This window comes from Streptomyces sp. NPDC031340, assembly GCF_055569945.1.
The window spans coordinates 48,351-55,913 of the sequence record NZ_JBVIIE010000057.1 but is presented as its reverse complement, the minus strand read 5'-3'; the positions used below and the strand labels follow the sequence as shown (position 1 = coordinate 55,913).

At 70.5% G+C, this 7,563-nt stretch carries 6 protein-coding genes; 1 reads left to right on the top strand and 5 read right to left on the bottom strand.

Translation table 11 applies throughout. The features are described from left to right. Positions 1 to 340: 340 nt before the first annotated feature. Entirely contained in the window at positions 341 to 1,348 is a 1,008-nt protein-coding gene (locus ACZ5GT_RS32995) for a stage II sporulation protein M (protein ID WP_469033700.1), read from the bottom strand. A gap of 132 nt (positions 1,349 to 1,480) precedes the next feature. Here ACZ5GT_RS32995 and ACZ5GT_RS32990 point away from each other — a divergent pair, with 132 nt between their 5' ends. Beyond that, positions 1,481 to 2,563 carry an RDD family protein gene (locus tag ACZ5GT_RS32990; RefSeq protein ID WP_469033697.1) on the top strand — a complete coding sequence of 361 codons (1,083 nt, stop codon included), beginning with the start codon at positions 1,481 to 1,483 and terminating at the stop codon, positions 2,561 to 2,563. A 36-nt stretch (positions 2,564 to 2,599) separates the two neighbouring features. Here the strand turns inward: ACZ5GT_RS32990 and ACZ5GT_RS32985 are convergent, their stop codons facing one another. From ACZ5GT_RS32985 to manA, 4 genes are all read right to left on the bottom strand, one after another. Continuing rightward, positions 2,600 to 3,214: a hypothetical protein gene (locus tag ACZ5GT_RS32985; protein ID WP_469033695.1), complete on the bottom strand. Its 615-nt coding sequence runs from the start codon at positions 3,212 to 3,214 to the stop codon at positions 2,600 to 2,602. 178 nt (positions 3,215 to 3,392) lie between these two features. After that, positions 3,393 to 4,850, bottom strand: coding sequence for an adenosylhomocysteinase (gene ahcY / locus ACZ5GT_RS32980; protein WP_469033693.1), 1,458 nt, complete (start codon positions 4,848 to 4,850; stop codon positions 3,393 to 3,395). A 362-nt stretch (positions 4,851 to 5,212) separates the two neighbouring features. Next, positions 5,213 to 6,193, bottom strand: a complete 981-nt coding sequence (locus tag ACZ5GT_RS32975) for a cation diffusion facilitator family transporter (RefSeq protein WP_469033691.1) — start codon at positions 6,191 to 6,193, stop codon at positions 5,213 to 5,215. A gap of 166 nt (positions 6,194 to 6,359) precedes the next feature. Next, positions 6,360 to 7,511 carry a mannose-6-phosphate isomerase, class I gene (gene manA, locus ACZ5GT_RS32970; RefSeq protein ID WP_469033688.1) on the bottom strand — a complete coding sequence of 384 codons (1,152 nt, stop codon included), beginning with the start codon at positions 7,509 to 7,511 and terminating at the stop codon, positions 6,360 to 6,362. Between the last annotated feature and the right edge of the window lie 52 nt (positions 7,512 to 7,563).

Sequence of the window (7,563 nt, the reverse complement as noted above, 5' to 3'; positions counted from 1 at the left end):
CTTCGGTCTTGCGTTTCCGACTCTATCAGATCTTTTCTCGATCCGATTTCCTCGGTGCTTTCCAGGTTCCCGCTCTCGCGTTTCCCTTTCCGGCGGTTCCGACTTTATCAGAAGTTTCGCGCCGGACTTACCGGCCACTCTTTTCCGATTCATCGGGGGTGCTTCTCCCGGATCGGTGATCGATGATCGCCGATGCGTGAAGCAGACAGATGTTCACTGCTGCCGACCGAACCAGGTCCAGTCCAGGCAACTGGTCAAATCTACCTCCCCGCTCGCTCCGTGTCAACGGATCTTCGTGGGGCGGAGAAGAGAGTACCAGCTCGGCGAGCCCCTCCGCACATCAGGCGGCCGTGGGCACCACCGCGCTCCGCTCCGCCTCCTCGACGTCGCCCGTCTCGCCGGCGCGTGCCGCCCGGCCGCCCAGGACGAAGACGTACGCGAGGAAGACCAGCTCGGCGGCGATTCCGATGCCGATGCGGGCCCATGTGGGCAGGCCGGAGGGGGTGACGAAGCCTTCGATGGCTCCGGAGACGAAGAGGACGAGCGCGAGGCCTATCGCCATGCCCACCGCGGCTCGCCCTTCCTCCGCTAGGGCCGTGCGCCGGGAACGCGGGCCCGGGTCGATGAGGCTCCAGCCGAGACGGAGTCCGGTGCCGGCGGCGACGAAGACGGCCGTCAGTTCCAGCAGGCCGTGCGGGAGGACGAGGCCGAGGAAGGTGTCGAGCCGGCCCGCCGAGGACATCAGGCCGAAGCCGACGCCGAGGTTCAGCATGTTCTGGAAGAGGATCCAGAGGACCGGCAGGCCGAGGAAGACGCCGAGGATCAGGCACTGGGCGGCGGCCCAGGCGTTGTTCGTCCATACCTGCGCCGCGAAGGAGGCCGCGGGGTGGCTGGAGTAGTAGGTCTCGTACTGGCCGCCGGGCCGGGTGAGATCCCGCAGCTCGTCGGGGGCCGCGATGGAGGACTGCACCTCGGGGTGTGTGCCGATCCACCACCCCAGGAGGGCGGCGATCACGGTGGACAGGAGCGCGGTGGGGACCCACCAGCGGCGTGAACGGTAGACCGCGGCGGGAAAGCCGTAGGCCAGGAAACGCGTGACATCGCGCCAGGAGGCCCGTCGGGTGCCTGTCACGGCACTGCGCGCGCGTGCCACGAGCTGGCTGAGCCGGCTGCTCAGCTGCGGGTCGGGAGCGCTGGACTGGATCAGGGAGAGGTGGGTGGCCGTGCGCTGATACAGGGAGACGAGTTCGTCGACCTCGGCGCCGCTGAGCCGACGCTGGCGCCTGAGCAGGCTCTCCAGGCGGTCCCACTCCGCCCGGTGGGCGCTGACGAAGACGTCGAGGTCCATCGGTCTGCCTTCTCCTCAGCTGTCGGCTGTTCGGCGGTGGTCGTGGGATCAGCTTGTCGTACGGACGCGCGATGTGCGCTCAGCTTGGCAGACTGGCCATTCACGGGGCAGGTCAGGGGAAGGACGGCGGGCGTGAGTGAGCTGGTGACGGGTGAGGCGGTGGCGCTGGAACTGCGCCCCGCGAGGCTGCCCAGCAGGGTGCTGGCGATACTCCTCGACGTGGCCGTGTACGTGGTGGTCTACCTCGTCGTGACCATCGTCCTGGTCGCCGCCACCGCTTCGCTGGACGAGGCTGCGCAGACCGCGGTGTCGATCGCGGCCTTCGTCCTGGTGCTGGTGGGCGGGCCGATCGCGGTCGAGACGCTCAGTCATGGTCGTTCGCTCGGCAAGATGGCGTGCGGACTGCGGGTGGTCCGGGACGACGGCGGTCCGATCCGGTTCCGGCACGCGCTGGTCCGGGGCGGGATCGGAGTGTTCGAGATCCTGATGACGTTCGGGGTCGTGGCCTGTATCGCCTCCCTGGTGTCGGCTCGGGGACGGCGGCTCGGGGACGTCTTCGCCGGGACCCTCGTCGTGCGGGAGCGGGTGCCTTCCGCGCGGACGGGTTTCGTGCCTCCACCGCCACCCTGGCTGGCCGGGCGGTTCGCGGAGCTGGATCTGTCGGCCGTTCCCGACGGCCTGTGGCTGGCCGTCCGCCAGTACCTGACCCGGATGCACCAGCTGGACCCGCAGGTGGGCTGGACCATGGCGGAACGGCTAGCCTCCGACCTCTCGGCCCGCACGGGGGCGCCGGTGCCGCAGGGGGTGCCGGCGGCGGCGTATCTGGCCGCGGTGCTGCAGGAGCGGCAGGCGCGGGAGGTGCGACGGACCTTCACCAACGGTCCTGCGGGCGTGGGCCGGCCGGCTGCCGACGGAACCGTCGCAGCGGCCTGGCCCGCTCCCGGCACCGCGCAGGCCGCCCACGGTTCGCCGACCGGGTACCAGACGGCCGCCGGGCCGTGGTCCATACCGTCGGGCCCCGGAGCCACAGAGCCCGGATCGCCGGAGCCCGGAACCTCAGGACCCGGAATCTCGGCACCCGGACCGTGGGCGACGTCCGCTCCGCCTCCGCCTGCGGTTCCGTCGGAGGGGCCGGAACACGGATGTCCGCCGGCCGTTACGCGGGACGCTGCGCCGGGCGACCGCCCCAGCACCGGGTTCGTGCCGCCCGCGTGATCCCGGGCGCGGCTCCGGGCCACGGTCGGGGACTGGTCAGGTGAAGACGGACGGGGGCGATTCGAGGTCCTCCAGCTCGACGCCGGGGGCCGCAAGGACCACGTCCCCGGCGATGTGGACAGCGTGTTGTTCGCCGGTGTCCAGGGCTGTGACCTGGTATTCGTCCACCGTCAGGGGGCCGTTGTCAGTGGCGTGTGCTTCTCTTCTCACCAAGGCCCAGGACTGGTCCACGGTGCGCGGGGCGAGGACGGGGTCCGTGAAGGCGACGAGGCGTACGCGGGTTACGGAGGCGGAGGGGGTGAGGCGCAGGAGACGAGTGGTCGCGACGAGGAATGCCGGGGAGGTGCCGGTGAAGGCGTGGGCGCGGACGTTGCCTTCGGTGGCCCGGGTTCCGGTGGGGTCCGTGCGGACCCAGGTGACGCCGTCGAGGGCGGCGCCGCGGACCTGCCAGTCGGCGGCGTGGAGTTCCAGGCGGAGGGGGCGGCCGAGTTCGTCGATGGCGAGGTCGACGGAGCCGTAGTGGTCGCCCGCCGGGGTGACCAGCCGCGAGACATAGCGCCAGCCGGACGGGCCGGGGGCGCACTGGAAGTGTTCTTCTGCGAGGGGGGTGTGATCGTGCGGATCGTGGAGCGAATATCGGCCGCGGGGCATGGGGGTCCTGGGTCTTGACGGGCTGGTCCGGTCACGGACGGCCGCAGGGGCAGGCCCCCGACACGGGGGTGCGGGGGCCTGCCTCGGTGGAGTTGCCGCGGCCGGGGGGCGTGTCAGCGCACCGACACGCCCCCGGTGACCGCAGGTGTCGCCGCCCGTCGCCCGGACGGCGAGCCGCTCAGTAGCGGTAGTGGTCCGGCTTGTACGGCCCGTCGACGTCGACGCCGATGTAGGAGGCCTGCTCGGGACGCAGCTTGGTCAGCTTCACGCCGAGCGCGTCCAGGTGCAGGCGGGCGACCTTCTCGTCGAGGTGCTTGGGCAGCGTGTAGACGCCGATCGGGTACTCGGACTGCTTGGTGAACAGTTCGATCTGGGCCAGCGTCTGGTCCGCGAACGAGTTGGACATCACGAAGGACGGGTGGCCGGTCGCGTTGCCCAGGTTCAGCAGACGGCCCTCGGACAGCACGATGATCTTCTTGCCGTCCGGGAAGGTCCAGGTGTGGACCTGCGGCTTGACCTCGTCCTTGACGATGCCCGGGACCTTCGCGAGGCCGGCCATGTCGATCTCGTTGTCGAAGTGGCCGATGTTGCCCACGATCGCCTGGTGCTTCATCTTGGCCATGTCCGAGGCCATGATGATGTCCTTGTTGCCGGTCGTGGTGATGAAGATGTCGGCCTTGTCGATGACCTCGTCGAGGGTCGTGACCTGGTAGCCGTCCATGGCCGCCTGGAGCGCGCAGATCGGGTCGATCTCGGTGACGATCACGCGGGCGCCCTGTCCGCGCAGGGACTCCGCGCAGCCCTTGCCCACGTCGCCGTAGCCGCAGACGACCGCGGTCTTGCCGCCGATCAGGACGTCGGTGGCGCGGTTGATGCCGTCGATCAGGGAGTGGCGGCAGCCGTACTTGTTGTCGAACTTCGACTTGGTGACGGCGTCGTTGACGTTGATCGCCGGGAACAGGAGGGTGCCGTCGCGCTGCATCTCGTACAGGCGGTGGACGCCGGTGGTGGTCTCCTCGGTCACGCCGCGGATCTCCGAGGCGAGCTGGGTCCACTTCTGCGAGCCGTCGCTGATGGTGCGGTGCAGGAGCTCGAGGATGACGCGGTGCTCGTCCGACTCGGCGGTGTCGACGGCGGGGACCTTGCCGTCCTTCTCGTACTCGACGCCCTTGTGGACGAGGAGGGTGGCGTCGCCACCGTCGTCCAGGATCATGTTCGGGCCGCCGGTGGGGGTGCCGGGCCAGGTCAGCGCCTGCTCCGTGCACCACCAGTACTCCTCCAGGGTCTCGCCCTTCCAGGCGAAGACCGGGATGCCCTGCGGGTTGTCCGGCGTGCCGTTGGGGCCGACGGCGATGGCGGCGGCCGCGTGGTCCTGGGTGGAGAAGATGTTGCAGGAGGCCCAGCGGACCTGCGCGCCCAGGGCGACCAGGGTCTCGATAAGGACGGCGGTCTGCACGGTCATGTGCAGGGAGCCGGTGACGCGGGCGCCGGCGAGGGGCTGCGCGTCGGCGTACTCCGCGCGGATCGCCATCAGGCCCGGCATCTCGTGTTCGGCGAGGGTGATCTCCTTGCGGCCGAACTCGGCCAGGGACAGGTCGGCGACCTTGAAGTCCTGTCGGTTGTCGACAGTCGTCATTACGAGCTGCTCCTCGGGGTTGGGGCGAGGTGGGTACGTCTGGTCTGCGCGGCGGCGGACACAGGGGTGCCCGAAAGAGGACACAGGCATGCCCGCGTGCGCGCAGCGCAGTCCGTCGGAGGCCCTCTCTCCCTCGGCCGGTCCGTGTCGGGACCGCCCGACCGCCATCAGCAGCGACGTCTGGCTCGGATCCAAGCTACACCGGTGGGCCCGCGGGCCCCCAGTCCACGCGAACACATCACGCCGATCAGGACGCGGCGAGCGTCCGGGCGGGCGGACCGTGCGGGCGGCAGGACGGACGACGGGGCCCGCCGGGTGTCCGGCGGGCCCCGTCGTCGTAGGGCGTCGTACGGCGTGGGATGTCAGTGTCCGGCGGGGTGGGTCGCCGGGCCTCCGGGGGTGGCCTCGCGGTCCGGCCCCTTGGCGGCCTCGGCCTCGCTGTAGATGTCCGGTTCGAGGTAGATGACGCGGGCGATCGGGACCGCCGCGCGGATGCGGTCCTCGGCGGCGTTGATGGCGGCGGCGACCTCGGCGGCCGTGTCGTCGTGCTGGACGGCGATCTTCGCGGCGATCAGGAGTTCCTCGGGGCCGAGGTGGAGCGTGCGCATGTGGATGATGCCGGTGACCGTGTCGCCGTCGACGATCGCCTGCTCGATCTTCTTGACCTCTTCCAGGCCCGCTGCCTCGCCGAGCAGCAGCGACTTGGTCTCGCCGGCCAGGACGAGGGCGATCAGGACGAGCAGGACGCCGATACAGACGGTGCCGATGCCGTCCCAGACGCCGTCGCCGGTGAGCAGGGCCAGGCCGACGCCGCCGAGGGCGAGGACCAGGCCGATGAGCGCGCCGAAGTCCTCCAGGAGGACGACGGGCAGCTCGGGCGCCTTGGCGCGGCGGATGAACTGCGACCAGGACAGGCTGCCGCGCAGTTCGTTCGACTCCTTGATGGCCGTGCGGAAGGAGAAGCCCTCGGCGATTATCGCGAAGAGGAGGACGCCCACCGGCCAGTACCAGTGCTCCAGTTGGTGCGGGTGGCTGATCTTCTCGTAGCCCTCGTAGATGGCAAACATGCCGCCGACGGAGAACAGGACGATGGAGACGAGGAAGGCGTAGATGTACCGATCGCGGCCGTAGCCGAAGGGGTGTTGCGGAGTGGCCTGGCGCTCGGCCTTCTTGCCGCCGACGAGGAGCAGGAACTGGTTGCCGGAGTCGGCGAGCGAATGCACGCCCTCGGCGAGCATGGACGAGGAGCCGCTGAAGGCGAACGCCACGAACTTCGATGCCGCGATCGCGAGGTTGGCGCCGAGTGCCGCCACGATCGCCCTGGTGCCGCCTGACGCGCTCATATGTCCGCGTTGTCCCTTCGCCTTTGCCCGTCTGACCCGCTCAGCCCGCTCAGCCCGTCCAGCCCTTTGGGCCAGTTCGGCTCGTCAGGCCTTTGCCCGTCCTTTGCCGGTGGGCCATTCTTGCAGCCCGGCCGGTGGACGGCTCGTCAGGTATCCACAATCGCGGTCATACGATCACGGTGGCCCGGAAGAGCGTGCCCGTTCCGGACACCTCCGCCGTCTCGCCCGCGGGGACGAAGACCGACTGGCCGGGGCCGAGTTCGTGTTCGCCGGCGCGCACACGGCCCGCCGTGCACAGCAGGATCTGCGGGGTCGCGCGGGTGAGGTCGTGGGCGGCGCCGCCCTCGGGCAGCACGTATCTCGACAGGCGGAACTCGTCGATGGGGGTCTCGTAGACCTCCTCGCCGTCGGGGGAGGCTTCCGGGCGCAGGATGCCGGGGTCGCTCGGTTCGAAGCGGACGATGCGCAGCAGTTCCGGCACGTCGACGTGTTTGGGGGTCAGGCCGCAGCGCAGGACGTTGTCGGAGTTGGCCATGATCTCGACGCCGAGGCCGTCGAGGTAGGAGTGCGGGATGCCCGCGCCGAGGAACAGGGCCTCACCGGGCTGCAGGCGGACGTGGTTGAGCAGCATGGCGGCGATCACGCCCGGGTCGCCCGGGTAGTGGTGGGCGATGTCCGCGTAGGGCGCGTACGCGCCGCCGAGGCGGGTGCAGGCCGTCGTGGCCTCGGCCACGGTGCGGCGCATCTCCTCGGGGTCGGCGGAGAGGACGGCGGTGAGCACTTCGCGCAGGGCCGCGTCCGCCGGGCTGGCGTGCAGCAGGTCGACGTACGGCTTGAGGGCGCCGACGCCGAGGCCGTCGAGCAGACCGGCGGCCTCCAGCGGGTCGCGGAAACCGCACAGGCCGTGGAACTCGGTGAGCGCGCAGATGAGTTCGGGCTTGTGGTTGGCGTCCTTGTAGTTGCGGTGCGGGGCGTCGGCCGGGACTCCGCGGCGCTCCTCGTCCTCGTACCCCTGCCTGGCCTGGTCGAGGTCGGGGTGAACCTGGAGGGAGAGCGGGGCACCGGCGGCGAGGAGCTTGAGCAGGAAGGGCAGGCGGGGGCCGAACCTGGCCGTGGCCGCCGGGCCGAGTTCCCGCTCGGGGTCCGCGGCGATCACCTCGGCGAGCGTGCCGCGTCCGGTGCGCGAGGGTGCGCCGGGGTGGGCGCCCATCCACATCTCGGCCTGCGGCTCGCCGCTGGGCTCGACGCCGAGCAGTTGGGGGATGGCGGTCGTCGAACCCCAGGCGTAGGGGCGGATGGTGTTGTCCAGGCGGTCCATGCTGTGTCTCTAGTCTCCATACGTACGCAGCCCAGCGGGCGCTGGCCAGCGG

Excerpts from the sequence above, each read along its gene's own strand:
- manA (WP_469033688.1), bottom strand. The coding sequence starts at position 7,511 with ATGGACCGCCTGGACAACACCATCCGCCCCTACGCCTGGGGTTCGACG.
- ACZ5GT_RS32995 (WP_469033700.1), bottom strand. The coding sequence starts at position 1,348 with ATGGACCTCGACGTCTTCGTCAGCGCCCACCGGGCGGAGTGGGACCGC.
- ACZ5GT_RS32975 (WP_469033691.1), bottom strand. The coding sequence starts at position 6,193 with ATGAGCGCGTCAGGCGGCACCAGGGCGATCGTGGCGGCACTCGGCGCC.
- ahcY (WP_469033693.1), bottom strand. The coding sequence starts at position 4,850 with ATGACGACTGTCGACAACCGACAGGACTTCAAGGTCGCCGACCTGTCC.
- ACZ5GT_RS32985 (WP_469033695.1), bottom strand. The coding sequence starts at position 3,214 with ATGCCCCGCGGCCGATATTCGCTCCACGATCCGCACGATCACACCCCC.